The sequence below is a fragment of the Dendrosporobacter sp. 1207_IL3150 genome, assembly GCF_036763085.1.
Lineage (GTDB): Bacteria > Bacillota > Negativicutes > DSM-1736 > Dendrosporobacteraceae > JBAIYU01.
In genome coordinates, this window is sequence record NZ_JBAIYU010000018.1 from 1 (window position 1) to 1,105 (window position 1,105).

At 43.3% G+C, this 1,105-nt stretch carries 5 tRNA genes; all 5 read right to left on the minus strand.

Annotated features, from left to right (window positions below):
- Positions 1–575: 575 nt before the first annotated feature.
- Positions 576–659, minus strand: a tRNA-Leu gene (locus V6C17_RS10755).
- A 21-nt stretch (positions 660–680) separates the two neighbouring features.
- Positions 681–766: transfer RNA gene (locus V6C17_RS10760), tRNA-Leu, on the minus strand.
- 12 nt (positions 767–778) lie between these two features.
- Positions 779–867 (minus strand) — tRNA-Leu (locus V6C17_RS10765).
- Between the two features lie 13 nt (positions 868–880).
- Positions 881–954: transfer RNA gene (locus tag V6C17_RS10770), tRNA-Gly, on the minus strand.
- Positions 955–960: 6 nt separating this feature from the next.
- Positions 961–1,036 (minus strand) — tRNA-Thr (locus V6C17_RS10775).
- Positions 1,037–1,105 lie beyond the last annotated feature (69 nt).

Below are 1,105 nucleotides of genomic sequence, written 5' to 3' on the forward strand. Positions count from 1 at the left end.
GCGACCCTCGCCTTGGCAAGGCGATGCTCTACCACTGAGCTATTTCCGCACACATGTTTTGTGCTCATTGAGCACCGCACATCTGGCATTTTTCTTCTTACATTGTTTAGTTTTCAAGGAACACATTACGCCGTTCTTACTGGCGGAATTATATATTACCATAATAAAATATTCTTGTCAACTTTTTATTAAAGATAACATTTTCCGACTAGCAATACTTCTTATATAATTATTGTCATAATTTACCGTACTGCTTTTGGCGACTTTTATATATTATCACATACAACTTGTTATGTCAAATTCCAAATTAATGTATTGTTGCTTATAATATTTTATCCTACTAGGACAATCATTATATATGAATTATCCAGTTGTAAACAATACGTATCTGGTAAAATAAGAACTGTTCTGAGATAACGGTTATGGCACTTTAAATAGTTGTTCGCTAATACTAACTGCTTATTCTAACTTTAACAAATAGGACCGTTAGATATTCTAATCACAGGTACTTATTATAATTCTGTTAGTAAAGCAAAAAAACTTCCAAAGTATTGGAAGTTTGTCTTAGTAATTTTTGGTGCGGTTGGTGGGATTTGAACCCACACGCCTCTCAGCGCCACCCCCTCAAGATGGTGTGTCTGCCGTTCCACCACAACCGCATTAGCATTATTAAATTCAAGTGGTGCGGTCGAGTGGATTTGAACCACCACGAGGTTGCCCTCACTAGCTCCTGAGGCTAGCGCGTCTGCCGTTCCGCCACGACCGCGAAGAATATATATGGTGCCGAGGACCGGAATCGAACCGGTACGGAGCTCACGCCCCGACGGATTTTAAGTCCGTTGCGTCTGCCAGTTCCGCCACCCCGGCATGTTAACAATTATGGAGCGGGTGATGGGAATCGAACCCACGTGGCTAGCTTGGAAGGCTAGAGCTCTACCATTGAGCTACACCCGCATATTATGGAGCTGGCGAGAGGAATTGAACCCCCAACCTGCTGATTACAAGTCAGCTGCTCTACCAGTTGAGCTACGCCAGCAAATGGTGCCTCAGGGCAGAATCGAACTGCCGACACGAGGATTTTCAGTCCTCTGCTCTACCGACTGAG